Source organism: Burkholderia aenigmatica (assembly GCF_902499175.1).
GTDB classification, from domain to species: Bacteria; Pseudomonadota; Gammaproteobacteria; order Burkholderiales; family Burkholderiaceae; genus Burkholderia; species Burkholderia aenigmatica.
Genome location: NZ_CABVQC010000095.1, coordinates 1 through 25,765, shown reverse-complemented (window position 1 = coordinate 25,765; position 25,765 = coordinate 1). Strand labels below are relative to the sequence as shown.

Sequence of the window (25,765 nt, the reverse complement as noted above, 5' to 3'; positions counted from 1 at the left end):
GAGGACAATGCGCCGGCCGGGATGAGGCAGTTCTATTACACGACCAGCCCGGTTGGATATGTCCAGGTCGACAACTCTGGAAAGATCACGCAGGCCGGACAGATCACGATCCCAGCGGGCGCGACCAGTGGTTCGTTCACGCTCCCCATCTATCAAGGCAATACGGCGGCCGGGTTTCCGCATGGAGTCGTCAGCGTGCAGGCAACGCCCACGACGGCCGCCGCGTCTTTTTCAGCGTCGGCGACCAACACGGCGGTGACGATCAATTCGAGCTCGTCCAGCTCAGCGGCGACGTTCAATTTCAAAGTCGAGGGGTATTGAGTCATGAAGGACGGCGCACGCGTCGCAGTCGTGTCGAATCTCGCGCACATCGATCAATAGGGGAGGAAAAGAATGCAGAACGGACACCCGTCATGGCTCGATTGGAAGGTCAACGTTCAAACGCTGGTTACCGGCGTTCTCGGTGCCGCAGTCGCGCTGACGGTCGCATATTTCACGCTCGTCGGCCGCGTGTCGAAGCTCGAGGATCACGTCTCGGCGATCGAGATCGCCGCGGCGAACCAGAAGCAGGACATGCGCGACTCGTTGAACGAGATCAAGGCAAGCGTGAAGGACACGAATACGAAGGTCGACCGCCTCAACGAGCAACTGTTCGTGAGCAGCGCGGGTGCGCGCCCGGAAACTCGCCGATGGAGCAAGCCGTGAAGAAGATCCTGATCGATGACCTGAACCAGGTCTGTAAGTGGTGGTCTGTGCGCGTGAGCGCGCTGATGCTGATCCTGCTGGCGGCGATCCCGCCGCTCGCCGACCAGTATCCGCAGCTCGCGCCGTCGCTGCTGTCGCTGTTCCCGAAGCACGGGCAACAGTGGGTGCCGATCGTCGGCGTGCTCCTGACGGTCGCCGCGCGCATCGTGAGCCAGGCCGGCCTGATCGGCAGCATCAAGGGGCTGTTCGGGAAAGGTGGCGGCGATGGCGCTCAGTAACCTGTTACGCGCGATTCTCGCGCTGTTCGGCCGCACGCCGGCCGCCACCGCGGCGCCGCTGCCGATCTCGCCAAGTAGCACGTCGGGCGCGGTACCGACGCCGGCGGCCGCTGTTCCACCTTCCGCGCCTGCTGGTGCGGTTTCCACGCCGAGTGGAACGGAAAGCGCCGCGTCTGTACCGCAAACCGTTCCACTCGTGCCGGTGCCTACGATGCAAGCATCCGTCCCGCAAAGCGCCGCGCCGCAAGGCACTCCGGGGCCGGTGGGCGCCGACCTCGATGCGTGGCTGCCGCTTTGCCGCCCCCTGTCGCAGCACTTCGAAAACTGCTACCTGACCGCCTATCCCGATCCGGCGTCGCCCCTTGGCAAGGCGCTGCAGACGCGCGGCATCTGGTACAAGGTGCTCGGCGGGATGCCGATCCCGAGCGATCCGGTGCTGCGCGCGCTCAGCGGCGCACCGTGGACGTGTGGGTGGGGCTCGACCGGCGCGGACGTGCGAGAGGGCACGATCTGGACTCAGGCACAGGCCGACGCGCGGCACGACGAGAACCTGCGCGCCGCGGCCGCGCTCGTCGATCGAGCGACACGCGTGCCGCTGTCGGCGCAGCAGAAGGCCGCGATGACCAGCATCATGAACAACGTCGGGCCGGGCCGCGGGCGGGGCACGCTCGGGCCGCTCGATCAGGGGCGCGACGGCATCGTCACGCTCGCCAACGGCCAGCCGTCGACGATGCTGCGCCACCTGAACGTCGAGGACTTCGCGGGCACCGCCGACCAGTTCCCAGCGTGGAACAAGGCCGGTGGCGTCGTGCAGCCCGGTCTCGTGCGCCGGCGCGCGGCCGAGCGGGATCTCTTCCTGACCGGCAAATGGAGCGCGTCATGACTGCAATTCTTCCCCTCCTGCTGAAGCTGGGCCCGTGGCTGATCGCGGGCGCCGGCGTCCTCTTCGGCCTGTTCCGGCATCAGCAGGCGAAGGCCGATATCGCTGCAGCGAAAGCGCAGGGCGCGGCCGCCGACGCGAAGGTCGCCCAGGCGCAGACCGCCGACGCGCAGGCGAACGCGGCCGCGCAGGCAGCGGCGAGCGATGCCGGCGCCGCGCGCACGAGCGCGGATTCCCAGATCGCGGGCATGCCCGCAAGCGAGGTGCATGATGAACTTCAGGACTGGACTCGCGGCAGCTAGCGCGCTCGCGCTGCTGGCCGCCTGCAAGACGTGCCCGGCGCCGAGCGCGCCGCAGGTCGAAACGCGGACGAAGGTTGTCGACTCGGCGTGCAACTGGACGAAGCCGATCTACCTCGACAAGACGGACGTGCTGTCGGACGCGACGGCCCGTGCGGTGCTCGCGCACAACCAGGCGGGCGCGAAGGTGTGCGGCTGGAAGCCGCTCGGCAAGTAACGCCGGTCACACCGAGCAGCGGTCGCTACTTGCCATTTCCGTCGAGCTGGCGCCGCAGGCGCACGACCTCCAAGATCAGCCGGTGGATTTCATCAAACGTGCAACTGCGGGGATCGATCCACCATAGTCGAAGCTCCTGCAAATCGGGGTGCCGAAAGGCGGGTAGCGGCCGCTCGGCGGTGCTTCGCTTCGGCGGCGCTTCGGTGGGCGGGAAGAGGCCGATCGGCGGCTTCGGTTGCACATTCCGGTCTCGCCGTGTTTCGTCCAAGCGGCGCGATCGATGGTGCTTCCCGGGTTCCCAATGTTCCGCCTCCTCATCGGTCATCCAGAAACCAGTGTGTACCGGCGCGCCTTCGTACGGATACTGCACGAATTCCCACTGATATTCCCAAAGTGGTTCCATGATACGAAAAATGCACTGTATGGCTGTACAGTGTACTCGGGGGTATCATGCCACCGTCAACCCCCTAAAAAGGTGCCCGAATGTGCACAAATTACCGCGCGCCGCACGAGGACTATGAGCTGCGCGAGCTGAAGATCCAGCCATTCAGCGACCTGTACCGGCGCTTTCCGTGGAAGCCGGAGATTTTCCCGGACTACCTAGCGCCCATCGTGCGCGCGGGCGGCGACGGCGCCGAGGCGGTGGTCGCGAACTTCGGAATGATGCCGAAGGCGTTCCAGCCGGCCGGAAAGCACTTCATGACCGTCAACGCGCGATCGGAGACGGTGGCCGAGAAGCCGGCGTATCGGACTGCCTGGCGCGCCGGACAGCGGTGCCTGATTCCGGCCGCATGGATCTACGAACCAAATTGGGAGACCGGCAAGCACGTGCGCTATCGGATTGGAGTCGGGGACTGGCAGCCATACTGCGTCGCAGGTATCTGGCGCGCGTGGCGCGGCGCAGACGGCACGGAAACGCTCGCGATGTCGATGCTGACCGTGAACGCTGACGAGCACCCGGTGATGAAGCACATGCACAAGCCGGGCGACGAAAAGCGCTCGGTCGTGATCCTGCGGCCCGACGACTATGACGAGTGGCTGCACACGAAGAACGTCGACGCCGCGCGCGCGATGCTCCAGCTGTATCCCGCCGATGAAATGGTTGCCGCGGCGTCGCCGAAAGAGGCCGCATAACGTGGGTTCGATTCCTAACGCGGGAACATCACGGGCGTTCCCACGAATCCCCCACGATCACCGGGAAGCCGCGCCAGATAAGGGGCTCTGAATCCGGCCTCACGCACCAGAAGTCGAATGCGCCTCCGTCAGGGGCCGTTCACCGAAAAGCGCTGTCGGTCGATTGACCGCAGCGCTTTTTTGTTGCTGCCGGTGCTTTTCACGGCACGCGGGTCTGTACGACGCTGAACGAAAATTCGTGCCGCGTACAATTTCGTGTTCACTTGGATATCAGGGCGCAGTCCTCAATCCGTGCACGCGCCCCGGCCCGCGAGCTAACCGCGGGGATTCCCGCCTCATCTGAAACAAGCCCCACACCCAGCGCAGCACGTCACCCGACCGCCGCGCTTCGTCATGTCAGGCCCGTCTATTCCCAGAAACTCCGGATCGCGACTGCCACGATCACCGGCACCGAGAACACCAGCGGGATCGCGAAATACTGTGCTTCGCGATCGACGACCCAGCTATAGATCACCCACGCCGCGCCGATCGCGAACGTGATGAGGCCGACCGTCACCGCGGCGATGTTCAGGACGAGCTTAGAAGGCTGGCGGCGCGTCTTGGGATCGTCATGGTTATCGTGCGGGGACGATTTCATCGGAAGAGTGCGGCTTCGCGCCGAAACGGGGATAAAAGCACAGGAAACCCCATCCGCTCCGATCGCGCAAGAGGGCCGGCGCAGGCCAGCCCTCCGTCGCGTCTTCCCGCGCGCACTACAACCCGAATGACACCGCCAGTTCGTCGAGCAGTTCGCGCTGGAATGTGGCGAACCGCTCGCCTGGCTGCTGCGCGATCGCGAGGTCGAGCATCGGATCGGCGACCTCGGTGCGAATGCCCGCCAGCTCCTCGACGATCGCGAGCCCGCAAAACGGGACGTACGCTTCCGAATACCCACCTTCGTGAACGACGACGAGCCGCCCGCCGCAATGACGCTGCGCGGCCTCCTTCACTGCGCGCGTCATGAACCGGTAGCTGTCGGTATGCAGCTGCATGCGCGCCAGCGGATCGACCGCGCTCGCGTCGAGGCCGCTCGCGACGACGATCAGCTCGGGCCGGAAACGCTCCAGCGCTGGCAGCACGATCCGTTCGAACGCGTAGCGATACGCATCGTCACCGCTGCCCGCGAGCAGCGGCACGTTCAGGTTCGCGCCCACGCCAGCGCCTTCGCCACGATCGTCCGCGCCGCTGTAGCCCGGCGGGAAGCAGCGGTCCTGGTGCAACGAGATCGTCAGCGTGTCCGGATCGTCGTAGTAGATCGATTGCGTGCCGTTGCCGTGATGCACGTCCCAGTCGATCACCGCGACGCGCTCGATGCCGTGTTTCGCACGGGCGGCCTCGATCGCGATCGGGATGTTCGCCAGCAGGCAGAAGCCCATCGGGCGATCGCGCAGGCAGTGGTGGCCGGGCGGCCGCGAGAGCGAGAATGCGTTTGCCGCACGCTCGCCGAGCACCGTATCGACGGCCGCGATCGCGAGGCCGGCCGACAGCGCGGCGATCTCGTAGCTGCCCTTGCCGAACGGCGCGAGATCGCCGAGGTCGCCGCCGTTCGCATCGCTGAGTGCGCGGAACGCGTCGAGATAGTGCGCGGGATGAATGCGCAGCAGATCGGTGGTCGATGCCGGCGCGGCGCCGCGCAGGTCGAGCTGCGCGGCCAGACCCGAGGCCTGCACGAGCGACAGGAAACGGCGCTTCGAATCGGGCGATTCCGCGTAGCCCGCGCTCGACGGCGGCTGGACCCAGCCGCCGACCGGGAAGAACAGCGCGTGCGTGCCGCCCGTATGCCAGAAAGTGCGTTCGTCGGTGAAGAAGGCAGTGCGATTCATGGATGTACGTGACCTGTCACGGTTGGGAGGAAATGGAAGGGCGCGCGCGGCGATCGATGTGGCGCAGCGCGGCGAAAGACACGACCGCGACGGCCGTCGCGGCCGCGAACAGCGCGCGCATCGTGCCGCCGGCATCGAGCATCAGTCCGGCGAGCAGCGGGCCGGCCGCGAGGCCGGCGCCGATCACGAAGTTGAGCGTGGCCACGAGGCGGCCCGACGTGTCGATCTGCGCGACGGTCGCGAGGATGAACGGCAGCACGAACGTCCACGCGAACTTGAACGCGAAGATCGCCGCGCTGTAGCCGCCGGCGTGCCGCATCACGGCGAGCGCGACGAGCGAGGCCGCCAGCAGCGCGTAACCGGCCGCCAGCATTGCGCGCCGCGCGAGCCGGCCCCCCGCGCACGATGCGAGCGCCGCGCCGGCGATGCCCATCACGCTCGCGATCGCGAGCACGTTGCCGGTCGACTGCGGATCGAGTCCGGCATCGCTGGCGGCACGGCTTGCGAACGTCCACACGCTGCCGATCGCGAGATAGAACGTCAGCACCGCGCCGATCGCGAGCACGACGAAGCGTTGCGGTGTTTGCGCCGCGGCGCCGCGCGTGTTTTGCGCGGGTGCGGTGCGCGCGCCCAGCGATGACGGAAAGCCGCGCGACAGCGGCGCCGCCAGCAGCGCGAGCACGGCGAGCGCGACGTACAGCGCACGCAGCCCGAACGCCGCGAACACATGCGGCAGTACGAACAGGCCGATCGCGCCCGCGATCAACTGGCCGACGACCCACAGGCCGTACACGCGATCGCTGTTCTCGCTCGTCGCGGCGCTCGTCATGCAGAGCACCATCAGCGAGCCGCCGCCGAGCGCGGTGACGGCACGTAGTGCGAGCAGCGCGACGAAGCCCGGCATCCACAGCGCGGTCAGCAGGTTGCCCGCGCCGAACAGCGCGATGGCGAACGCGGCGACGCGACGTGCGTCGATCCGGCCGAGCCACAGGTATGACGGCACGGTCGCGAGGCTGAACGCGCCGAGCTCGACGAAGAAGTAGGTACCGATCTGCGATGCGGATAGCCCGAGCTGCGTCGCGAGCTGGCCGGCGACGGCGGGCGCCACGAGCAGCAGCAGCGGCGTGATGGCCGCGAACACGACGAGCGCGACGAGCGTCGAGCGCGCGAAGGTCGATGCGCGGCCGTCGGGCGGGAGTGCGGCATCCGGAGAAAGGGTTTTCATGGCGGGCTCTCGTGTGGGGATTCAGAACAGGTGGTACATGCCGACCATCGCGCCGAACTGCGATGCGCCGGCGAGCGGCGTTGGGTCGTATTCGTAGACGGTCTGCGAACTCTGGCCGCTGTTGCGCGCGTAGCCGAGATTCACGTACGCGACGGTGCGTTTCGACAGCGCGTACGTGGTGCTCGCGATGAACAGCGTCGGGTGGCCGATCGCAGGCGTGCGCGAGTCGGTGTGATAGACACCCGCATTCAGGCCGATCTCGCTCGACATCTGGTAGCGCGCACCACCCCAGACGATCGTGCGCGCCGCGTCGAGGTCGCCGGTCAGGCGTTCGACGCCTGCGTAGACGGTGAGCGGCAGCGCGGCAAACGCATAGCGCGCGGCGAGCGTGCCGAGTTCGCGACGTCGCGCGGACGTGTCGTCGGCCGCTGATACATCGCCGTGCGCCTGATGCAGCACCGCGCTGACCGACAGGCCGTTGCTCGTGTACTGGCCGCCGAGTTCGAGCACGCGTCCGGCGCGCGTATTGCCAGCGACGCCGGATGTCGCGGCGAGCGCCTCGACATCGAAGCCGGCGAGCGTCGGGGACTGGTACTTGACCGAGTGGTCGATGAAGTTCGCGTTCATCGGCACGATGACGCCCTGGCCGCTGTACGACGCGTACCAGAGCGGGTCGTAGAACAGCGTCTTGTCGAACAGCACGCTGAACTGTCGGCCGAGCGTGATGGTGCCGATGGGCCCCGCGATGCCGACGTACGCGCCGCGGAAGAACGCGTAGCCGGGCACGGTTGAGGTACCGTCGTTGAGGTTGAGGCCCTGCTCGAGCTTGAACAGCGCACGCCAGCCACCGCCGAGATCCTCGTGGCCCTTCAGCCCGATCTGCGAAGGCAGGATGCCGTAGTTCTGCAACTGCACGGCCGAGTGGTGCCCGTCGGCATGCGTCAGGTATTGCACGCCGGCGTCGAGCGCACCGTACAGCGTGAGGGACGACTGCGCGTGCGCGGCGACGCTGCACGCGGCAAGCGTCGCGACGGCTGCGGCCGTGTGGATGAAGCGGGGTTTCGTCACGTGGGGTTCTCCATACCGTCCTGCATCGGTTTGTCGTTGGTGTTGTTGCGACGCAGTGTCCGCAGCGGGAAAGCCTTCGAACAGTCGTCCAGATGAACGGTGCGGAAAACCCGCGAAGCGCGGCATGCACGCGGCGCGCTGGCGTGGTGCGGTGTGCTGCGGAGCAGCAACGTGCGGTGCACCGTTCAAATGGATGGGGCTGGCGCCCGTTCCGGCGCCGTGGCCCGTCAAAAAAGCCGATCGCTATAATCGGCCGGTGTCGTTGCGCACATCAGCAGCCCGATCGGGCAAGGGAGCGGAAGGTGAGGATCACGACGGATATCGGGCAGGATCTCGATGCGCTGCGCGACGTGCCGGCCGCGATCGTGCTCGACGACTTCGCCTGGCCGCCGCTGCCATCACGGCGCGCCGATTTCGACGGCGTCACGCGCGGCGACGCATCGCAGCGTGAACTCGGGCTGATGCTGCTCGACCTGTATGCGGTTGCGGCCCGGTCCGCCATCGGCGAATTCGAATACCGGTTCTTTTCGCTGCTGCAGGCGCTCATTCCGTTCGATGCCGCATGGACGGGCGTCGCGACCCATGTGTCGACCGGCCCCGTGATGCACAACAGCTTCCTGTACCGGCTGCCGCACGCGTTCTTCCGCGACTGGAAGCGCGTGCGCGATTGCGACCCGCTCGCACACCGCACGCTGCGCGGCGCACACGGCCATGCGGTCCGGCTGTCGGTCGTCGAACCGGGGCTCGATGCCCGGTTTCGCGACTGGTGCGTGAAATACGGGCTCGCGCAACTGATGTGCGTGTGTACGCTCGATCGCCGTTTCGGTCTGACGACGTTCATGTCGATCTACCGCCAGGGCCTGAATCGGCCGTTCAGCGACGACGACGCACGCCGTATCGAGGAAGTGATTCCGCATCTCGCGGCCGCATTGACGATCAATCGCGCCGCACAGCTCACGCGCGAGCGCGGCGATACGGTCGCGCCGGCGGCGCGCGCACTGTGCGACAACTTCGGCGTGCTCCACCACGCCGATCACGGTTTCGACGACGTGTTGCGCACCGAATGGCCGGCATGGGCCGGTGCGCGCGTGCCGGAGCCGCTCGTCGTGCACCTGCGGCGCCAGTCGGGCCAGCCGTTCGTCGGCGATGCGCTGCGGATCCAGTGCGTGCCGGTTGCGGGGCTGTTCCAGATCGAGGCGCGACCGCGCTCGCTGCTCGACCGCCTGAGCCCGCGCGAGCTCGCGGCGATCCGTTACTACGGCGCCGGGCGCTCGCACAAGGAAGTCGCGCAACAGATGGCGATTTCGCCGACGACCGTGCGCCACTATCTGCGCTGCGCGTATCGCAAGCTCGGCATGCACGACAAGAGCCAGATCGCCGGCGTGCTCGGCGCGACGGGCGGCGCGGCCGACGACGAGCCGGTGGAAGCCGGCGGCGAGCCGCGCTGAATCGGTCGAATGCTGCGTGTTCCGCGCACTCGCGTGAATGGTTGTGCCCGCAACCATTGAGCGTTATGCTCGTCAGCTCCCAGGAGACGGAATTCCATCATGAACGACACGAATTCAGGGTCGGTGCGCGCGGCGGTGGTCGGGGTCGGCGCGATCGGCGGGTTGCTTGCGGTTGCATTGTCGCGGGCCGGCATGACCGTGAGCGCGTACGCACGCGGCGCGACGCTCGACGTGCTGAGCACGCACGGCGTGCGCGTGATCGACGAGGCGGGCGCGACATCGTCGGTTCCGGTGCGAGCGAGCGACGATGTGGCTGCGCTCGGCGTGCAGGACTACGTGGTGATCGCGTTGAAGGCGCAGGCGCTGCCGGCGCTGGCCGCGCGCATTGCACCGCTGGTCGGGCCGGATACGGTGATCGTCGCGGCGATGAACGGGCTGCCGTGGTGGTTCACGCACGGGCTCGAAGGCGCGCTCGACGGCGTGCCGCTCGATGCGGTCGATCCGGCCGGTGCCGTGTCGGCGGCGTTGCCGCCAGCACAGGCGATCGGGTGTGTCGTGCACCTGTCGTCGAGTACCGACGCGCCGGGCATCGTGCGCCGCGGGCGCGGCAACCGGCTGATCGTCGGGGCGCCCGATGCGCGACTCGACGTCGCTACTGCGCGCTTCGCTGCGGCGCTCGCGGCGGGCGGTTTCGACGTCGAGTCGACACCCGCGATCCGGGCCGAGATCTGGACGAAGCTGTGGGGCAACATGAACATGAATCCGCTCAGCGCGCTGACGGGGTCGACGTCCGAGCAGTTGCTCGACGATCCGTTCACGCAGGATCTCGCGCTGCGGATGATGGAGGAGGCCGCCGCGATCGGCGCGAGGCTCGGCCTGTCGACCGGGATGAGCGGGCCCGAGCGGATCGCGGTCACGCGCAAGCTCGGTGCGTTCAAGACGTCGATGCTGCAGGATCTCGAAGCGGGGCGTGCGCTCGAGATCGGGCCGATCCTCGGCGTGTTTCCGGAGCTCGGACGCAAGCTCGGCGTGCCGACTCCGTATTGCGACGCGGTACTCGGGCTGCTCCGGCAGCGCGCGACGAACAGCGGGCTGTAACGCGTGCCGGGCGCCTGCATGCGCAACGCTGGTGAGGCGAGGCGCTGCGGGCCGCTAGCCGTACGCAACGCGTGACGCAAAGCGGGCCGCCCGCGTCGCGGGTGAGGCGACCGGGGCGGCCCGTCGAATTCATCGGATCAATGCAGCGGGCGCCGTGCCCGCGTTGCCGCTCAGTCGTCCCGCTCGGTTGCGTGTGCGACGACCTTGTCGAGCAGCCGCTCGAACGTCTGGCGTTCGCTGTCGGACAGGCACGCGAGCAAGCCGTCGTTCCACTTGCGCACGATCGGCATGATCTTGCGATGCAGCGCGCGGCCGTCGGCGGTCAGCGCGATCAGCACGATCCGGCCGTCCTCCTCGCTCGCACTGCGCGCAAGCAGCCCCTGGCGCAGCAGCGCCTCGGCCGCCCGGCTCGCCTGGCTTTTGTCGAGATTGGTGTGGCGCGCGAGATCCATGATCGAGAACGGGCCGAAGGCGCCGACGGCGGCGATCACGCGCGCCTCGGGCAGCGAGATGTCGAGCTTGTGCCGGTACACCTCGCCGATCCCGCGGTCGGAGCGCTTCGTGAGCGCGTGGAGGCGATAGGTCAGAAACTGATCGAGCCCGGCTTGACGGCCTTTCATGTCGAATCCTGAAGAAAAAGGGCGGGCCCGATTGTTCCTGTATCGCGCGCTCGGGTCAACGGTCAGTGTGCGCCGTATTTCAGGCGCGTCAATTGCTCCGCTTCGTTCGCGAGCAGATTGGCCGCGTCGCGGATCGCGACGTCGAGCGTGATCGGCCCGGGAGCCGGCGAGAAGCAGCCGGAAAAATGTTCGGACAGGCGCGGCAGCGCGGCCGGGTCGACCGCGCCGGATAACAGCGACGCGGGCACGCCCGCGGCCTGCGCGTGGCGGCACGCGATGAACGGCGCTTTGCCATGCAGCGTCTGCACGTCGGAGCGGCCTTCGCCGGTGATCAGCCAGTCGGCGCCGGCGAGCGCCGCGTCGAGGCCGACCTGCCGCGCGACCACTTCGGCGCCCGCTTCGAATTGCGCGCCGAGCATATGCAGCGCGAAACCGAGGCCACCCGCGGCACCGGCGCCCGGCAGGTCGCGGCCACGGCGGTCGAGCACGGCTTCGAGCAGGTTGGCGAAGCGGGCGAGGGCGGCGTCGAGGGTCGCAACCTGCTCGGGTGTCACGCCCTTTTGCGGGCCGAACACGGCGGTCGCGCCGTGCGCGCCCGTCAGCGGGTTGTCGACGTCGGACATGCCGATGAATTCCGTTTCCTTCAGGCGCGGGTCGAGCCCCGACGCGTCGATGCGCGTGATGTCGGCGAGCCGCGACGGCACCGGCTCGACCGGCTGGCCGCCCGCGTCGAAGCACTGCAGGCCGAGGCCGGCGAGCAGCCCGGCGCCCGCGTCGTTGGTGCTGCTGCCGCCGAGTGCGACGAAGAAGCGGCGCACGCCTTCGTCGAGCAGCGTGCGGATCGCCTCGCCCATCCCGCGCGTGCTGCGCGCGTCGACCGGCACGCTCATGCCGACCGGATCCGTGATGCCGACGATCTCGGCCGTCTCGATGATCGCGGTGCGCGCGTCGATCACGCCGACCGCTGCGTCGTGTGCCGCGAGCGACGCGCCGGCCACCCGCAGCGCGCGCCGCGTACCGCCGCCTGCCAGCATCGCGTCGAGCGTGCCTTCGCCGCCATCGGCCATCGGGCAGCAGCGCACGACCGCATCGGGGCGGGCGCGGCGGATGCCGGTGGCGATCGCATCCGCGACCTGCTCGGCGGAAAGCGAGCCTTTGAACGAATCGGGCGCGATGACGACGACAGGCGCGGACGGGTGTTGCGGCATGGTGTCTCCGGAAGGCGTGATTGGTGTGAGGAATGAATGCGGCCGCGACGGCGGCATACCTTCAATCGGAGCTTACAGGATGGCGGGCCCGTGGTGGATACGGCGTTCGGCATAGCGGCGATCCGCGCGCATTGCCGTGCAAAGGGCTGCCGATGCGGGGCAGACGCATGTGCGTCGCGCTGATCTGGCGGCGTGAGGAAAATTGTTTGCTAGAATAGTCGATTCTTCCGGCCAAAGCCGTGCTCCGAGCCGCTTGCGCTAGCCATCCGGCGCGTGCAGGGATGGCGTGGCGCTCCGGCGCGGCGAGTGGATGTGACGCACATCCCGCCGCAGGCAGGCACGGCAAGGAAAACCCGATTCGCTCGAATAATTTTAGGACGATTGAAGCCATGGCTAACGTTGTTGAGAACCTCGGCAAGCTTGAACGCCGCGTGACGATTTCCCTGCCGAAAGACACCGTGCAGAAGGAAATCGACGCCCGTATCCAGAAACTCGCGAAGACCGTGCGCATGCCGGGTTTCCGCCCGGGCAAGGTGCCGGTGAAGATGGTCGCGCAACAGTACGCGGGTCAGGTCGAAGCAGAAGTGCTGAGCGACAAGATCGGCCAGGAATTCTTCACGATCAGCCGCGCGGAAAACCTGCGCGTCGCTGGCCAGCCGAGCTTCGAGCCGAAGCAGGAGCAGGCTGAAGGTGCATACGCGTTCGACGCGACGTTCGAGGTCTACCCGGAAGTGAAGATCGGCGATCTGGCGACGGCTGAAGTCGAGCGCTCGACGACGTCGATCGGCGACGCCGAAATCGACCGCACGCTGGACATCCTGCGCAAGCAGCGCGTGCACTACCACGCACGTGGCGAAGCCGGCGAGCACGGCGACGGCGGCGCAGACACCGCAGCCAAGGACGGCGACCGCGTGACGGTCGACTTCGTCGGCAAGATCGACGACGTCGCCTTCCAGGGCGGCACGGCCGAAGATTTCCCGTTCGTGCTCGGCGAAGGCCGCATGCTGCCGGAATTCGAAAAGGCAGCGCTGGGCTTGAAGGACGGCGAATCGCGCACGTTCGACCTGGCATTCCCGGAGGATTACCACGGCAAGGACGTCGCGGGTAAGACGGCGCAATTCACGGTCACGATGAAGAAGATCGAGTGGCCGCACCTGCCGGAAATCGACGGTGAATTCGCGAAGTCGCTCGGCATCGAAGACGGCGATCTCACGAAGATGCGCGGCGAGATCAAGGAAAACCTCGAGCGTGAAGCGAAGCGCCGCACGCAGTCGATCGTCAAGAACCAGGTGATGGACGCGCTGCTGAAGATTTCCGAACTCGACGTGCCGAAGGCGCTGATCGAGCAGGACCAGCAACGCCTCGTCGAAATGGCTCGCCAGGATCTGGCGCAGCGCGGCGTGCCGAACGCGAAGGACGCCCCGATCCCGGCCGAGATGTTCGCCGAGCAGGCAGAGCGCCGCGTGAAGCTCGGCCTCGTGCTGGCCGAACTCGTGAAGTCGAACAGCCTGGAAGCGAAGCCGGAGCAGATCCGCGCGGAAGTCGACGAGTTCGCGAAGAGCTACGAAGACCCGAAGGAAGTGGTCCGCTGGTATTATTCGAACCAGCAGCGCCTCGCCGAGATGGAAGCGTTCGTCGTTGAAAGCAACGTCGTCGATTTCGTGCTGGGCAAGGCGAAGGTGACGGACAAGGAAGTGAGCTTCGAAGCACTCGCGAGCGCATCGGCGCAAGCGTAAGTGTTGCTCTAGCGGCGTGCCGGCTGTCGGAGCGACGGCCCGCACGCCGTTTTTACGTCAAGCGCACGGTTGCCATTAATATGGCGATTGAGCGGGCGGCTTCCTTCCGTTCAATTTTCCATTCGAACAAGGTTCATTGAATGATCACTCGCGCTGAATTGCTGGACATGCTTGCTTCGAACGCGCCGCAGGGTTTCGAGGCGCAAGCGCTGGGGCTGGTGCCGATCGTCGTCGAAACGAGCGGCCGCGGCGAGCGTTCGTACGATATCTACTCGCGTCTCCTGAAGGAGCGCCTGGTGTTCATGGTCGGCGAAGTGAACGACCAGACCGCCAACCTCGTGGTTGCGCAGCTGCTGTTCCTCGAGAGCGAGAATCCCGACAAGGACATCAGCCTGTACATCAACAGCCCGGGCGGGTCGGTGTCGGCCGGCATGGCGATCTACGACACGATGCAGTTCATCAAGCCGGACGTGTCGACGCTGTGCATGGGCCTCGCGGCCAGCATGGGCGCGTTCCTGCTCGCGTCGGGTGCGAAGGGCAAGCGTTTCGCGCTGCCGAACTCGCGCGTGATGATTCACCAGCCGCTCGGCGGCGCACGCGGCCAGGCATCCGACATCGAGATCCAGGCACGCGAAATCCTCTACCTGAAGGAGCGGCTGAATCAGTTGCTCGCGCAGCACACGGGCCAGGACGTCGAGCGCATCGCGCGCGACACCGACCGTGATAACTTCATGTCGAGCGAGGATGCGAAGGCGTACGGGCTGATCGATCAGGTGCTGCTGAAGCGCCCGTGAGCTTAAGTGGGGTGCCGCCCCGATTCGTGCGGCGCCCCTGCGACGTCCCGAACGCCCTGAGCATCTGCGGCAAGCGCATCCAGCCGGCTCCGGTCGCGCCCTAGGCGCGGCGCTCGGAGCATTCGGCGTATCATGTCATCTACCTGTCCGGAGGCTCTACATTCATGGCGGACAAAAAAGGTTCGAACAGCGAGAAGCTGTTGTATTGCTCGTTTTGCGGAAAGAGCCAGCATGAGGTGAAAAAACTCATCGCTGGCCCGTCGGTGTTCATCTGCGATGAATGTATCGACCTTTGCAACGAGATCATTCGCGACGAGGCGGCTGCCGCCGGCGTCGAGGCCAGCCTGTCCCGGTCGGATCTGCCGAGCCCGCAGGAAATTCGCGACATCCTCGATCAGTACGTGATCGGCCAGGAGCGCGCGAAGAAGATCCTCGCGGTGGCCGTGTACAACCACTACAAGCGCCTGAAGCATCTCGACAAGAAGGACGACGTCGAGCTGTCGAAGAGCAACATCCTGCTGATCGGCCCGACGGGTTCCGGCAAGACGCTGCTCGCGCAGACGCTCGCGCGGTTGCTGAACGTGCCGTTCGTGATCGCCGATGCGACGACGCTGACCGAAGCCGGCTATGTCGGCGAGGATGTCGAGAACATCATCCAGAAGCTGTTGCAGAACTGCAACTACGAGGTCGACAAGGCTCAGCGCGGGATCGTCTACATCGACGAAATCGACAAGATCAGCCGCAAGTCGGACAACCCGTCGATCACGCGCGACGTGTCGGGCGAGGGCGTCCAGCAGGCGCTGCTGAAGCTCGTCGAGGGCACGATGGCGTCGGTGCCGCCGCAGGGTGGCCGCAAGCATCCGAACCAGGATTTCATCCAGGTCGATACGACCAACATCCTGTTCATCTGCGGCGGTGCATTCGACGGTCTCGAAAAGGTGATCACCGATCGTACCGAGAAAACCGGCATCGGCTTCGGCGCGACGGTCAAGAGCAAGCAGGAACGCGACGCGGGCGAAGTGCTGCGCGAAACGGAACCGGAAGACCTGATCAAATTCGGTCTGATCCCCGAATTGATTGGCCGCCTGCCGGTGGTCGCGACGCTCGGCAAGCTCGACGAAGCTGCGCTGATGAAGATCCTGGTCGAGCCGAAGAACGCGCTCGTCAAGCAGTATCACAAGCTGTTCGCGATGGAGCGCGTCGAGCTGGAGATCCGGCCGGGCGCACTGCAGGCAGTCGCCCGCAAGGCGATCCGCCGCAAGACCGGCGCGCGCGGTTTGCGTTCGATCATCGAACAAGCGTTGCTCGACGTGATGTACGAACTGCCGACGATGAAAGGGGTCAGCAAAGTCATCATCGACGAGAACGTCATCGAAGGCGACGGCAAGCCTTTGCTGATCTACGAGGACGCGCCGAAGGTGGCGGGTTCGAACTGACCGGCTTGCCGACGATGTTCTGCGAAAAAGGCCGTTCATGAGACCGTGGGCGGCTTTTTTTCGTTTATCTTGTGGGTAACTCTGACTCGACACGCGGTGGTTACTTTCTTACCGAATATTTCCCGCACTTGAAGGCTTGCAATTCGTTGTGGCGGCCTCAATTACCGAACAATTGATTCCACTCATGGGGAAATGAAATGTCAGGCACCCAACTTCTCCCGCCGGAACGCATCACGCTCCCGCTGCTGCCGCTGCGGGATGTCGTCGTTTTCCCGCACATGGTGATTCCGCTCTTCGTGGGCCGGCCGAAATCGATCAAGGCCCTCGAAGCAGCGATGGAAGGCGGCAAGCACATCATGCTCGTCGCCCAGAAAACCGCGGCCAAGGACGAACCGACCGAAAAGGACATGTACGAGGTCGGTTGTATCGCCAACATCCTGCAGATGCTGAAGCTGCCGGACGGCACCGTGAAGGTGCTCGTCGAGGGCTTGCAGCGCGCGAAGGCGTTGTCGATCGAAGAGCAGGAAACGCAATTCTCCTGCGAAGTAATGCCGCTCGAGCCCGATCATGCCGACAGCGCTGAAACGGAAGCGCTGCGCCGTGCGATCGTGTCGCAGTTCGACCAGTACGTGAAGCTGAACAAGAAGATCCCGCCGGAGATCCTCACGTCGCTGTCGGGCATCGACGAAGCAGGCCGTCTCGCCGACATGATCGCCGAGCGCCTGCCGCTGAAACTCGACCAGAAGCAGCACATCCTCGAGATGTTCCCGGTCATCGAGCGCCTCGAGCACCTGCTCGCGCAGCTCGAAGCCGAAATCGACATCCTGCAGGTCGAAAAGCGCATCCGCGGGCGCGTGAAGCGCCAGATGGAAAAGAGCCAGCGCGAGTACTACCTGAACGAACAGGTCAAGGCGATCCAGAAGGAACTGGGCGAAGGCGAAGAGGGTGCCGATCTCGAGGAACTCGAGAAGCGCATCAACGCCGCGCGCATGCCGAAGGAAGCGAAGAAGAAGGCCGACGCCGAGCTGAAGAAGCTGAAGCTGATGTCGCCGATGTCGGCGGAAGCGACGGTCGTGCGCAACTACATCGATACGCTGATCGGCCTGCCGTGGCGCAAGAAGAGCAAGGTCAACAACGACCTGTCGAACGCCGAGCAGGTGCTCGACGAGGATCACTTCGGCCTCGAGAAGGTCAAGGAACGCATCCTCGAGTATCTCGCGGTGCAACAGCGCGTCGACAAGGTCAAGGCACCGATCCTGTGCCTCGTCGGGCCCCCGGGCGTCGGCAAGACCTCGCTCGGCCAGTCGATCGCCCGTGCGACGAACCGCAAGTTCGTCCGGATGGCGCTCGGCGGCGTGCGTGACGAAGCCGAGATCCGTGGTCACCGTCGTACGTACATCGGTTCGATGCCGGGCAAGATCCTGCAGAGCCTCACGAAGGTCGGCGTGCGCAATCCGCTCTTCCTGCTCGACGAAGTCGACAAGATGGGCATGGATTTCCGCGGCGATCCGTCGTCGGCGCTGCTCGAAGTGCTCGATCCGGAACAGAACCACACGTTCGCCGACCACTACATCGAGGTCGACTTCGACCTGTCGGACGTGATGTTCGTCGCGACGTCGAATTCGCTGAACATCCCGCCGCCGCTGCTCGACCGGATGGAAGTGATCCGTCTGTCGGGTTACACGGAAGACGAGAAGGTCAGCATCGCCCAGCGTTACCTGCTGCCGAAGCAGAAGAAGAACAACGGGCTGAAGGAAGGCGAGATCGAGGTCACCGAACAGGCGATCCGCGACATCATCCGCTACTACACGCGCGAAGCCGGTGTGCGTTCGCTCGAGCGTGAAGTGTCGAAGATTTGCCGCAAGGTCGTGAAGATGCTGCTGCTGAAGAAGGCATCGGGCGCGATCAAGGTCGATGGCGAAAACCTCGATACGTTCCTCGGCGTGCGCAAGTACGACTTCGGCCTCGCGGCGAAGGAAAACCAGGTCGGTCAGGTGACGGGCCTCGCGTGGACGGAAGTCGGTGGCGATCTGCTGACGATCGAAGCCGCGGTGATGCCGGGCAAGGGCAACGTGATCCGTACCGGTTCGCTCGGCGACGTGATGAAGGAGTCGGTCGAGGCGGCACGTTCGGTCGTGCGCTCGCGTTCGCGTCGTCTCGGCATCAAGGACGAAGCGTTCGAGAAGCAGGACATCCACATCCACGTGCCGGAAGGCGCGACGCCGAAGGACGGTCCGTCCGCCGGCGGTGCGATGACGACCGCGCTGGTGTCGGTGCTGACGGGTATCCCCGTGCGCGCCGATGTCGCGATGACGGGCGAAATCACGCTGCGTGGTGAAGTCCTGCCGATCGGTGGCCTGAAGGAGAAGCTGCTCGCAGCGCATCGCGGTGGCATCAAGCTCGTGCTGATCCCGGAAGAGAACGTGAAGGATCTCGCCGAGATTCCGGACAACGTGAAGAACGCGATCGAGATCGTGCCGGTCCGCTGGATCGACAAGGTACTGGAACTCGCGCTCGAGCGTTCGCCGACCCCGCTGCCGCCGGAAGAAGAGGCGAAGGCGGCGGCACCGGTCGCCGATGCGGCGAAGGATGCCGGCTCGACGGAATTCGTCAAGCACTAAGCATTTGGGCACCGTCCTTCCTGACGGTTGTTCACGAAACCCGCGGCGTGGCCGCGGGTTTTTTTATGTGTGTCGGAATCGTGTACGCGAGCGTTTAAAAAATTCACGTCAGGGCTTTGCAAAATGATCGGGGATGAATTAAACTTGCGGGCTCGCTGGTTGTTGATGCCGAAACGCAGATCGCAGCCAGAACGAATCGGAAACGGGTGCTTAGCTCAGCTGGTAGAGCGGCGCCCTTACAAGGCGTAGGTCGGGGGTTCGAACCCCTCAGCACCCACCAGTTTCCTGATTCAGCCAGACCAAGGAGCGGTAGTTCAGTCGGTTAGAATACCGGCCTGTCACGCCGGGGGTCGCGGGTTCGAGTCCCGTCCGCTCCGCCAAACAAACGAAAGTGCCCGCCTTGTGCGGGCATTTTCGTTTTGTGCGTCCGGTTGTCGCGTCGTACTCGCCCACAGCACGTCTGCTTTTCTCCCGTCCCACCCCGTATGTTGTAATATCGGTCGTTTTGTCCAATTTTCCCGTCACGCATGCTCGATTTCTTCCGTAATCACCAGCGCCTGATGATGGCGCTCCTGCTCCTGATCGTGTTGCCGGGGCTGGGTTTCGTCGGGATCCAAGGCTTCCGCGGCTTCTTCGACGATAGCGCGAACGTCGCGGCAGTCAACGGGCACAAGATCACGCGGGTCGAATTCGACGGCGCGTTCCGCCAGCAGATCGACCAGGCGCGCCAGGCACTCGGCGGGCAGTTCGACATCAAGATGTTCGATACGCCCGAGCACCGCAAGCAGGTGCTCGACGGCCTGATCCAGCAGCGCGTGCTGGCCGACGAGACCCAACGTCTGCACCTGACCGCATCCGACAACGCCGTGCGCGATGCGCTGATGAGCGACCCGATGATCGCGTCGCTGAAGAAGCCCGACGGTTCGATCGACGTCGAGCGCTATGCGCAACTGCTGTCGTTCCAGGGGATGACGCCCGAGCAGTATCAGGAGCGCGTGCGCTACAGCCTCTCGCTGCAGCAGATTCCGGCCAGCATCGTGTCGAGCGCGTTCACGCCGAAGAGCCTCGCGCAACGCCTGTCCGAACTCGCCGCGCAGCAGCGCGAAGTGCAGCCGCTCGTGCTGAAGACGAGCGACTTCGCAGCGAAGGTCCAGCCGACCGACGCACAGCTCACCGCGTACTATGACGCGCACAAGCAGAGCTTCGCGACGCCGGAGACCGCGACGATCCAGTACCTCGTCTATTCGCCGGCCGCAGCGGCTGCGAGCGCGCAGCCGACCGACGCGGACATCAAGAAGTTCTACGACGACAACCCGACGCACTTCCGCACCGAAGCGCAGGTTCGCGTGAGCCACATCTTCATCGCCGCAGCGGGCAGCGCCAGCGCGGCCGACAAGGCGGCCGCGAAGACGAAGGCCGAGCAACTGCTGGCCGACGTGAAGGCGCATCCGGACCAGTTCGCGCAGATCGCGCAGAAGAGCTCGCAGGACGCACCGTCGGCCGCGAAGGGCGGCGACCTCGGCTTCATCACGCCCGGCTCCACGGCGGGCGGCAAGGCGTTCGACGATGCCGCGTTCGCGCTCAAGCAGGGCGACGTGAGCGGTGTCGTGCAGTCGGATCTGGGCTTCCACATCCTGAAGGCCACGGAAGTGAAGCCGGCGGCCGTCAAGCCGTTCGCGGACGTGAAGGATCAGATCGCAGCCGACCTGAAGCAGCAGTACGCATCGAAGGCGTTCACGGATAACTCGGAAGGGTTCACGTCCACCGTCTACGAAAAGGCGAAGACGCTGCAGCCGGCAGCGGACAAGTACAAGCTGACGATCCAGACGGCTACCGTCACGCCGACGCCGAATCCGCAACTGCCGCCGACGAGCCCGCTGAACAATCCGAAGTTCCTCGCCGCCGTGTTCGCCACCGACTCGGTGAAGAGCCAGAACAACACGCAGGCGATCGACGTCGGCAACAACACGCTGATCTCGGCGCGCGTGACCGACTACAAGCCGGCTGCCGTGCCCGCGCTGGACGCGATCAAGGACGTCGTGCGTCAGAAGGTCGTCGCCGAGCAGGCCGCGGAACTCGCGAAGAAGGACGGTGCGGCGAAGCTCGCCGAACTGCAGAAGTCGAAGTCGACCGACGGGTTCGCGGCCGCGCAGAAGGTGTCGCGCACGCAGTCGCAGGGCCTGACGCCGGCTGCGCTGAGCGCCGTGTACAAGGTCGACGCGAAGACGCTGCCGGCCTACGTCGGTGTCGATCTCGGCGCGGACGGCTATGCGATCTACCGCGTGAACGCGGTCATCCCGGGTTCGGCGGTCGATCCGCAGCAACTGGCGGCCGCGCAGCAGCAGATGGCGCAGGTCGACGCACAGAGCGAAGGCGAAGCGTATCTCACCGCGCTGCGCGATCGCTCGAAGGTGAAGCTGTACGGCTCGACGGCCAGCCAGTCGCAGAACGGCGACAACTGATAGTCGTTTCGCACGCAACAAAAAGCCCCGCTTCATGCGGGGCTTTTTGTTTTCCAGCGACGGCTGTGGCGTCAGCCGCGCGGCTTGCCAAGCAGTGGTTTCAGCGTCGGCCACACGTTGTCGAGCAGAATGCCCTGCGCTTGCTGTGCAGGGTGCATCTGGTCGGCCTGGAACATCTCGGGCTTGTTCTCGATGCCGGCCAGCAGGAACGGCACGAGCGGCACGTCGAGATCCTTCGATAGCCGCGTATAGACGGCGTGGAACTTCTGCGTGTAGTCGGGGCCGTAGTTGGGCGGCACGTACATGCCGACCAGCACGACCTTCGCCCGCGCCTGTCGCGCGCCGGCGATGATGTCGCGCAGGTTCTGCTCGGTCGTCGCGAGCGGCACGCCGCGCAGCGCATCGTTCGAACCGAGCTCGACGACAACGATCGACGGCCTGAGTCGCTGCAGCACCGCGGGCAGGCGCGCACGGCCGCCGCTCGTGGTGTCGCCGCTGACGCTGGCGTTCGCAACGCTATAATCGATTCGCTCGGTCGTGAGCCGTTGCCGCAGCAACGCCACCCAGCCGGTGTCGCGCGGCAGCCCGTATTCGGCCGACAGGCTGTCGCCGAGCACGACGATCACGGGCTGGCCCGATGTCGCGGGTGTCGTCGCGGCGCGTGCCGGCACGGTGGCGGCGAGCAGGGTGCCCAGCAGCGCGGCGACCGCCGCGCGTCTTTTCCAGCGAAATGTCGTGTCCATGTTCAAGATTACCGATCCGATCATCGAAGTCCATGACGTGTGCAAGCGGGTTGCCGATGCAACGGGCGAGTTGACGATCCTCGACGGCATCACGCTTGCCGTGACACCGGGCAGCAGCCTCGCGATCGTCGGCGCGTCGGGGTCGGGCAAATCGACGCTGCTCGGCCTGCTTGCGGGGTTGGACAGCGCGACGAGCGGCACGGTTCGCCTGCTCGGTCGTGCGCTCGACCAGCTCGACGAAGATGCGCGCGCCGCGCTGCGCAATGGCTCAGTCGGGTTCGTGTTCCAGTCGTTCCAGTTGATGCCGCACCTGACGGCGCTCGAGAACGTGATGCTGCCGCTCGAGCTGCAGGGTGGCATCAGCGCGCGCGACGCAGCCGATCGTGCCCGGGCGCTGCTCGTGCAGGTCGGTCTCGGCGAACGCACCGCGCATTATCCGAAGCTGTTGTCCGGGGGCGAGCAGCAGCGCGTCGCGCTTGCGCGCGCATTCGTCACGCGCCCGGCGATCCTGTTCGCCGACGAGCCGACCGGCAGCCTCGATGCGGCCACCGGCCATGCGGTCATCGACCTGATGTTCGAACTCAACCGCACGCACGGCGCCACGCTCGTGCTCGTCACGCACGATGCCGAACTCGCGCGCCGCTGCGCGACGACGGTGACGCTCGACGCCGGGCGCATCGTCGCACCGCAAGCCGCGCCGCGCGGCGCCTGAATTTTTTGGCGGGCCGCGCAGGCAGGGCTGCGCGGCCGGCATCGGCATGACGCCGTTGCGTCAGCGTTTCAGCGCCGCGCGGGCGCGCTCGATCAGCGCGGTGGTCGACGAGTCGTGCTTCGCCGGATCGACCGACTCGGCCGACAGGTCGGCTTCCACCACCTTGCCGAGAATCTTGCCGAGCTCGACGCCCCACTGGTCGAACGGATTGATGTCCCACACCGTTGCCTGCACGAGCACCTTGTGTTCGTACAGTGCGATCAGCGCGCCGAGCGTGCGCGGCGTCAGCGCATCGACGAGCAGCGTCGTCGTCGGGCGGTTGCCCGGGAACGTCAGGTGCGGCGCGAGCGCTTCCTTGCCCGGCCCCGCGACCTGGCGCGCTTCGTCGAGCGTGCGGCCGAGCATCAGCGCCTCGCTCTGCGCGAAGCAGTTTGCCAGCAGCTTCGGATGATGGCTCGCGAGCGGATGCTCGGGGGTCAGCACCGCGATGAAGTCGATCGGCACGATCGTCGGCCCCTGGTGCAGCATCTGGAAGAACGCATGCTGGCCGTTGGTGCCAGGCTCGCCCCACGTGACGGCCGACGTCGGGTAATCGACGAAGGTGCCGTCCAGGCGCGCGGATTTGCCGTTGCTCTCCATTTCGAGCTGCTGCAGGTACGACGGCAGGTAGTGCAGCGCTTCCGAATACGGCGCGACGAGATAGCTCTGCGACCCAAAGAAATTCCGGTACCAGATGCCGATCAGGCCGAGCAGCACGGGCAGGTTGCGCTCCAGCGGCGCTTCGCGGAAATGGCGGTCCATGTCGTTCGCGCCGGCCAGCAGCTCGTCGAACTGCTCGGGGCCGATCGCGATCATGATCGACAGGCCGACCGCCGACCACAGCGAATAGCGGCCGCCGACCCAGTCCCACATTTCGAACACGTTGTCCGCGGCGATGCCGAACTTCACGACTTCGGCCGGGTTCGCCGACACGCCGACGAAATGCTTCGCGAGCGCGTCCTCGGGGCAGCCGCGCGCGACGAACCAGTCGCGCAGCGAGCGTGCGTTCGTCATCGTCTCGAGCGTCGTGAAGGTCTTCGACACGATGATCGCGAGCGTTTCCTCGGGGTCGACCTGTTCGAGCACGCGTGCGAGATCGGCGCCGTCGACGTTCGACACGAAATGCGTGGAGATTTCAGGCGTGGCGACGTGGTGCAGCGCATGCACGACCATCTTCGGCCCGAGATCGGAGCCGCCGATGCCGATGTTGATCACGTGGCGGATGCGCTTGCCGGTGTAGCCCGTCCACGTGCCGCTGCGCACGGCGCGCGCGAAGGTCGCCATCTTTGCGCGCTCGGCGCTGATCTGTGCATGGAACGGCGCTTGCGGATCGGTCGCACGCAGCGCGGTGTGCAGCGCGGCACGGCCCTCGGTCGGGTTGACGATTTCGCCCGCGAACATCGCGTCGCGGCGCGCTTCGACGCCCGCATCGCGCGCGAGTTGCACGAGCAGGCGCAGCGTGTCGTCGTTGATGCGGTTCTTCGAGAAATCGGCTGCGAGGCCGCCGCCCGCGAGCGTGAAGCGTTCGGCACGGGTCGGCGTGCGATCGTTTTCCGGTGCGAACCAGTCGCGCAGCCGGGCGTGGCGGATCTGCTCGAAGTGGGATTGAAGGGCAGTCCAGGCGGGGAGCGATTTCAGCGTCATGGCGGTTCGAGTGAAGCGTGAATCGGGAGGAATGCCGCGCCGGCTCATCGTGATCGGAAGGCCGGCGGACGAGAGGGCCCGCCGTGCGGCGGGGCAGTCAGTATAGCGGCGTTATGTGTCGGCGCGCGGCGACGGGTAAAAAAGGCGATTGATCAGCGTGCGCACCATCGGCGCGAGTTCGCCGGCCGTGAGTCCGGCCGGGCCCGTGCCGTTTGCGGTCAGCGTGTCGGCCGCGAGGCCGTGCAGGTAGACGCCCGCGAGCGCCGCTTCGTACGGCGCGACGCGCTGCGCGAGCAACGCGCCGATCAGGCCGCCGAGCACATCGCCCGTGCCGCCGGTGGCGAGCGCCGCATTGCCGGTCGGATTGATCGCCACGCGGCCGTCGGGCGCCGCAATCACCGTGCCCGAGCCTTTCAGCACGACGATGGCGGCATGGCGCGCGGCGAGCGCCTGCGCGGCCGCGACGCGGTCGCGCTGGACCGTTGCCGTGTCGCTGCCGAGCAGCCGCGCGGCCTCGAGCGGATGAGGCGTCAGCACGCACGGATCGCCGCGCACATCGTGCGTGGCCACCGCGGCCGCGAGATCCGCATGCGTCGCGACGAGGTTCAGCGCGTCGGCATCGAGCAGCGTCGCGGCGTCGTGCGCGAGCACGTCGCGCACGAGCGTCGCCGCGGCTTCGCGCGTGCCCAGGCCGCAGCCGGCTGCGATCGCGGTCATCGCGTCGAGATCGAGGCCGTCGGCCGGGTGCAGCATCAGTTCGGGGAACGGTGGGTCGTACGGCGGCGCGCCGGCGCCGAGGAAACCGACGTGCACCTTGCCGGCGCCCGCGAACAGCGCGGCGCGGGCGGCCAGGATCGGCGCGCCGCACATGCCCGTGTCGCCACCGAGCACTGCGAGGCTGCCGAACGTGCCCTTGTGGGACGCGAACGCGCGCGCGGGCAGGGCGGCGGCGAACCGCGCGGGCGCGTTCAGCACGATGGCCGGCGCGGCGGGCGGTGCGACGTCGAGCGTCGCGACGTCGATCTCGCCGGCGAGATCCCGGCCTTCGCCGGTATAGAGGCCGGGCTTCGCGCCGATGAAGGTGAGCGTGTGGGTGGCGGCGACGGCGACGCCCGCGCCGACGATCTGGCCCGTATCGCTGTCGAGTCCGCTCGGCACATCGAGCGCGAGGACGTGGCCGCCGCTGCGCGCGTGCGCGGCGATGCGCGCCGCCTGCTCGGCGAATGCACCGTCGAGCGCGCGGCCGAGACCGATGCCGAACAGCCCGTCGACGATCCACGCATAGTCGTCCAGCGAAGCCGGTGGCGTGGCCGACAGCGGCACGCCGGCTGCGCGCGCGAGGCCGAGTGCCCATTGCGCGTCGTCCGGCTTCACCGGCACCGGCATCCACGCCTGCGTCGCGACGCCAAGCTGCTGGAGGTGCGCGGCGGCAACCAGCGCGTCGCCGCCGTTGTTGCCCGGGCCGACCGCGAACCAGACGGGGCGGTCGTTGCCGGCCGCGCGCTCGGACAGCCAGCGCGCGGCGGCGGCGCCGGC

At 66.4% G+C, this 25,765-nt stretch carries 24 protein-coding genes, 2 tRNA genes and 1 pseudogene; 17 read left to right on the top strand and 10 right to left on the bottom strand.

From position 1 onward, the window contains the following. The 6 genes and pseudogenes from BDO18943_RS39270 to BDO18943_RS39245 form a co-directional block, all read left to right on the top strand. Nucleotides 1-321: pseudogene (locus BDO18943_RS39270) on the top strand (glycosyl hydrolase family 28-related protein); the annotation flags it as partial. A 72-nt stretch (nt 322-393) separates the two neighbouring features. Then, nucleotides 394-705 carry a hypothetical protein gene (locus tag BDO18943_RS39265; protein WP_175026377.1) on the top strand — a complete coding sequence of 104 codons (312 nt, stop codon included), beginning with the start codon at nt 394-396 and terminating at the stop codon, nt 703-705. After that, nucleotides 690-983: a DUF7940 domain-containing protein gene (locus tag BDO18943_RS39260; protein ID WP_175026376.1), complete on the top strand. Its 294-nt coding sequence runs from the start codon at nt 690-692 to the stop codon at nt 981-983. The genes BDO18943_RS39265 and BDO18943_RS39260 overlap by 16 nt, the downstream gene beginning before the upstream one ends. Before the next feature lie 211 nt (nt 984-1,194). Further along, complete coding sequence (locus tag BDO18943_RS39255) at nt 1,195-1,866, top strand: lysozyme (protein WP_235996304.1); 672 nt, start codon at nt 1,195-1,197, stop codon at nt 1,864-1,866. Further along, complete coding sequence (locus BDO18943_RS39250) at nt 1,863-2,165, top strand: hypothetical protein (RefSeq protein WP_175026374.1); 303 nt, start codon at nt 1,863-1,865, stop codon at nt 2,163-2,165. Before BDO18943_RS39255 ends, BDO18943_RS39250 begins: the two co-directional genes overlap by 4 nt. After that, nucleotides 2,134-2,379: a hypothetical protein gene (locus BDO18943_RS39245; protein ID WP_235996303.1), complete on the top strand. Its 246-nt coding sequence runs from the start codon at nt 2,134-2,136 to the stop codon at nt 2,377-2,379. The genes BDO18943_RS39250 and BDO18943_RS39245 overlap by 32 nt, the downstream gene beginning before the upstream one ends. Before the next feature lie 25 nt (nt 2,380-2,404). Here the strand turns inward: BDO18943_RS39245 and BDO18943_RS39240 are convergent, their stop codons facing one another. Next, nucleotides 2,405-2,782, bottom strand: coding sequence for a hypothetical protein (locus BDO18943_RS39240; protein ID WP_175026373.1), 378 nt, complete (start codon nt 2,780-2,782; stop codon nt 2,405-2,407). A gap of 80 nt (nt 2,783-2,862) precedes the next feature. Here BDO18943_RS39240 and BDO18943_RS39235 point away from each other — a divergent pair, with 80 nt between their 5' ends. Beyond that, entirely contained in the window at nt 2,863-3,513 is a 651-nt protein-coding gene (locus tag BDO18943_RS39235; protein WP_175026372.1) for an SOS response-associated peptidase, read from the top strand. Between the two features lie 406 nt (nt 3,514-3,919). Here BDO18943_RS39235 and BDO18943_RS39230 read toward each other — a convergent pair whose 3' ends face one another. From BDO18943_RS39230 to BDO18943_RS39215, 4 genes are all read right to left on the bottom strand, one after another. Further along, nucleotides 3,920-4,150 (bottom strand): hypothetical protein, encoded by a 231-nt coding sequence (locus tag BDO18943_RS39230; RefSeq protein WP_175026371.1) that lies wholly within the window; start codon nt 4,148-4,150, stop codon nt 3,920-3,922. Between the two features lie 115 nt (nt 4,151-4,265). Continuing rightward, nucleotides 4,266-5,375, bottom strand: coding sequence for a class II histone deacetylase (locus BDO18943_RS39225; RefSeq protein WP_175026370.1), 1,110 nt, complete (start codon nt 5,373-5,375; stop codon nt 4,266-4,268). A 16-nt stretch (nt 5,376-5,391) separates the two neighbouring features. Further along, nucleotides 5,392-6,600, bottom strand: a complete 1,209-nt coding sequence (locus BDO18943_RS39220; protein ID WP_175026369.1) for an MFS transporter — start codon at nt 6,598-6,600, stop codon at nt 5,392-5,394. A gap of 21 nt (nt 6,601-6,621) precedes the next feature. After that, nucleotides 6,622-7,668, bottom strand: a complete 1,047-nt coding sequence (locus BDO18943_RS39215; RefSeq protein WP_175026368.1) for a porin — start codon at nt 7,666-7,668, stop codon at nt 6,622-6,624. A gap of 302 nt (nt 7,669-7,970) precedes the next feature. On the opposite strand from BDO18943_RS39215, the gene BDO18943_RS39210 reads away from it, so the two are divergent. Together BDO18943_RS39210 and BDO18943_RS39205 are read left to right on the top strand one after the other, a co-directional pair. After that, nucleotides 7,971-9,116: a helix-turn-helix transcriptional regulator gene (locus BDO18943_RS39210; protein ID WP_175026367.1), complete on the top strand. Its 1,146-nt coding sequence runs from the start codon at nt 7,971-7,973 to the stop codon at nt 9,114-9,116. A gap of 99 nt (nt 9,117-9,215) precedes the next feature. Next, entirely contained in the window at nt 9,216-10,214 is a 999-nt protein-coding gene (locus BDO18943_RS39205) for a 2-dehydropantoate 2-reductase (RefSeq protein ID WP_175026366.1), read from the top strand. Nucleotides 10,215-10,384: 170 nt separating this feature from the next. Here the strand turns inward: BDO18943_RS39205 and BDO18943_RS39200 are convergent, their stop codons facing one another. Both BDO18943_RS39200 and BDO18943_RS39195 read right to left on the bottom strand, forming a co-directional pair. Next, on the bottom strand, nt 10,385-10,834 hold the full coding sequence (locus BDO18943_RS39200) for a MarR family winged helix-turn-helix transcriptional regulator (protein ID WP_043188058.1): 450 nt from the start codon (nt 10,832-10,834) through the stop codon (nt 10,385-10,387). Nucleotides 10,835-10,896: 62 nt separating this feature from the next. Continuing rightward, nucleotides 10,897-12,042, bottom strand: a complete 1,146-nt coding sequence (locus tag BDO18943_RS39195) for a glycerate kinase (RefSeq protein WP_175026365.1) — start codon at nt 12,040-12,042, stop codon at nt 10,897-10,899. A gap of 389 nt (nt 12,043-12,431) precedes the next feature. Between BDO18943_RS39195 and tig the strand changes: the two genes are divergently transcribed. From tig to BDO18943_RS39160, 7 genes are all read left to right on the top strand, one after another. Beyond that, on the top strand, nt 12,432-13,778 hold the full coding sequence (gene tig, locus BDO18943_RS39190) for a trigger factor (RefSeq protein WP_043188061.1): 1,347 nt from the start codon (nt 12,432-12,434) through the stop codon (nt 13,776-13,778). Between the two features lie 140 nt (nt 13,779-13,918). Further along, nucleotides 13,919-14,572: an ATP-dependent Clp endopeptidase proteolytic subunit ClpP gene (gene clpP / locus BDO18943_RS39185; protein WP_010092137.1), complete on the top strand. Its 654-nt coding sequence runs from the start codon at nt 13,919-13,921 to the stop codon at nt 14,570-14,572. A 164-nt stretch (nt 14,573-14,736) separates the two neighbouring features. Next, complete coding sequence (gene clpX, locus BDO18943_RS39180; protein ID WP_043188067.1) at nt 14,737-16,008, top strand: ATP-dependent Clp protease ATP-binding subunit ClpX; 1,272 nt, start codon at nt 14,737-14,739, stop codon at nt 16,006-16,008. Between the two features lie 197 nt (nt 16,009-16,205). Continuing rightward, entirely contained in the window at nt 16,206-18,629 is a 2,424-nt protein-coding gene (gene lon / locus BDO18943_RS39175; protein WP_011352361.1) for an endopeptidase La, read from the top strand. 204 nt (nt 18,630-18,833) lie between these two features. Further along, nucleotides 18,834-18,909: transfer RNA gene (locus tag BDO18943_RS39170), tRNA-Val, on the top strand. A gap of 23 nt (nt 18,910-18,932) precedes the next feature. Next, nucleotides 18,933-19,009: transfer RNA gene (locus BDO18943_RS39165), tRNA-Asp, on the top strand. A gap of 147 nt (nt 19,010-19,156) precedes the next feature. Further along, nucleotides 19,157-21,091 carry a SurA N-terminal domain-containing protein gene (locus BDO18943_RS39160; RefSeq protein WP_175026364.1) on the top strand — a complete coding sequence of 645 codons (1,935 nt, stop codon included), beginning with the start codon at nt 19,157-19,159 and terminating at the stop codon, nt 21,089-21,091. Between the two features lie 71 nt (nt 21,092-21,162). Here BDO18943_RS39160 and BDO18943_RS39155 read toward each other — a convergent pair whose 3' ends face one another. Continuing rightward, a complete protein-coding gene (locus tag BDO18943_RS39155; protein ID WP_175026363.1) occupies nt 21,163-21,834 on the bottom strand; it encodes an arylesterase in 672 nt (223 codons plus the stop codon). On the opposite strand from BDO18943_RS39155, the gene BDO18943_RS39150 reads away from it, so the two are divergent. Continuing rightward, the gene (locus BDO18943_RS39150) at nt 21,833-22,546 is read left to right on the top strand and encodes an ABC transporter ATP-binding protein (RefSeq protein WP_175026362.1); all 714 of its coding nucleotides are present in this window, start codon (nt 21,833-21,835) and stop codon (nt 22,544-22,546) included. The genes BDO18943_RS39155 and BDO18943_RS39150 overlap by 2 nt on opposite strands. 60 nt (nt 22,547-22,606) lie before the next feature. Here BDO18943_RS39150 and pgi read toward each other — a convergent pair whose 3' ends face one another. Both pgi and BDO18943_RS39140 read right to left on the bottom strand, forming a co-directional pair. After that, nucleotides 22,607-24,229, bottom strand: coding sequence for a glucose-6-phosphate isomerase (gene pgi / locus BDO18943_RS39145; protein ID WP_175026361.1), 1,623 nt, complete (start codon nt 24,227-24,229; stop codon nt 22,607-22,609). Nucleotides 24,230-24,340: 111 nt separating this feature from the next. Then, on the bottom strand, nt 24,341-25,765 hold a 1,425-nt coding region (locus tag BDO18943_RS39140), incomplete at its 5' end, for an NAD(P)H-hydrate dehydratase (RefSeq protein ID WP_175026360.1).

Coding starts and splice junctions, on each gene's coding strand:
- BDO18943_RS39245 (WP_235996303.1), top strand. CDS start 2,134: ATGAACTTCAGGACTGGACTCGCGGCAGCTAGCGCGCTCGCGCTGCTG.
- BDO18943_RS39230 (WP_175026371.1), bottom strand. CDS start 4,150: ATGAAATCGTCCCCGCACGATAACCATGACGATCCCAAGACGCGCCGC.
- BDO18943_RS39195 (WP_175026365.1), bottom strand. CDS start 12,042: ATGCCGCAACACCCGTCCGCGCCTGTCGTCGTCATCGCGCCCGATTCG.
- BDO18943_RS39150 (WP_175026362.1), top strand. CDS start 21,833: ATGTTCAAGATTACCGATCCGATCATCGAAGTCCATGACGTGTGCAAG.
- BDO18943_RS39225 (WP_175026370.1), bottom strand. CDS start 5,375: ATGAATCGCACTGCCTTCTTCACCGACGAACGCACTTTCTGGCATACG.
- BDO18943_RS39160 (WP_175026364.1), top strand. CDS start 19,157: ATGCTCGATTTCTTCCGTAATCACCAGCGCCTGATGATGGCGCTCCTG.
- BDO18943_RS39205 (WP_175026366.1), top strand. CDS start 9,216: ATGAACGACACGAATTCAGGGTCGGTGCGCGCGGCGGTGGTCGGGGTC.
- BDO18943_RS39220 (WP_175026369.1), bottom strand. CDS start 6,600: ATGAAAACCCTTTCTCCGGATGCCGCACTCCCGCCCGACGGCCGCGCA.
- BDO18943_RS39240 (WP_175026373.1), bottom strand. CDS start 2,782: ATGGAACCACTTTGGGAATATCAGTGGGAATTCGTGCAGTATCCGTAC.
- clpX (WP_043188067.1), top strand. CDS start 14,737: ATGGCGGACAAAAAAGGTTCGAACAGCGAGAAGCTGTTGTATTGCTCG.
- clpP (WP_010092137.1), top strand. CDS start 13,919: ATGATCACTCGCGCTGAATTGCTGGACATGCTTGCTTCGAACGCGCCG.
- BDO18943_RS39255 (WP_235996304.1), top strand. CDS start 1,195: ATGCAAGCATCCGTCCCGCAAAGCGCCGCGCCGCAAGGCACTCCGGGG.
- BDO18943_RS39265 (WP_175026377.1), top strand. CDS start 394: ATGCAGAACGGACACCCGTCATGGCTCGATTGGAAGGTCAACGTTCAA.
- BDO18943_RS39250 (WP_175026374.1), top strand. CDS start 1,863: ATGACTGCAATTCTTCCCCTCCTGCTGAAGCTGGGCCCGTGGCTGATC.
- lon (WP_011352361.1), top strand. CDS start 16,206: ATGTCAGGCACCCAACTTCTCCCGCCGGAACGCATCACGCTCCCGCTG.
- tig (WP_043188061.1), top strand. CDS start 12,432: ATGGCTAACGTTGTTGAGAACCTCGGCAAGCTTGAACGCCGCGTGACG.
- pgi (WP_175026361.1), bottom strand. CDS start 24,229: ATGACGCTGAAATCGCTCCCCGCCTGGACTGCCCTTCAATCCCACTTC.
- BDO18943_RS39200 (WP_043188058.1), bottom strand. CDS start 10,834: ATGAAAGGCCGTCAAGCCGGGCTCGATCAGTTTCTGACCTATCGCCTC.
- BDO18943_RS39235 (WP_175026372.1), top strand. CDS start 2,863: ATGTGCACAAATTACCGCGCGCCGCACGAGGACTATGAGCTGCGCGAG.
- BDO18943_RS39155 (WP_175026363.1), bottom strand. CDS start 21,834: ATGGACACGACATTTCGCTGGAAAAGACGCGCGGCGGTCGCCGCGCTG.
- BDO18943_RS39260 (WP_175026376.1), top strand. CDS start 690: ATGGAGCAAGCCGTGAAGAAGATCCTGATCGATGACCTGAACCAGGTC.